Here is a 338-nt window from a genome sequence, read left to right as displayed (position 1 = left end):
GCAAAAAATTGCATGGAGAAGTTGAAATTGCAGGAGCTAAGAACTCGGCGATTGCTATCATTCCGGCTGCTTTATTGGTGGATGGGATTTGCCGTATAGAAAATTTGCCTAACATACGCGATGTTGAGCTAATATTAGGGATATTAACTGAGCTTGGCGCGGTTGTTAACAGAGTTAGCGACACGACGATTGAGATAGATTCAAGACACATAACATCACATAAAGCGCCATACGAAATGGCGAGCAAGATGCGTGCGTCTTATTATTTGATCGGCTCTTTATTAGGGCGGTTTAACAATGCGCAGGTGTCTATGCCTGGCGGATGTAATTTTGGTGTG

1 pseudogene is annotated in these 338 nt (G+C 43.5%); it reads left to right on the top strand.

The features are described from left to right. Positions 1–338: pseudogene (locus tag ACYVTD_RS16805) on the top strand (hypothetical protein); the annotation flags it as partial.

Source organism: Treponema sp. R6D11, from assembly GCF_054786075.1.
This window is presented reverse-complemented; position numbering and strand designations above follow the sequence as displayed.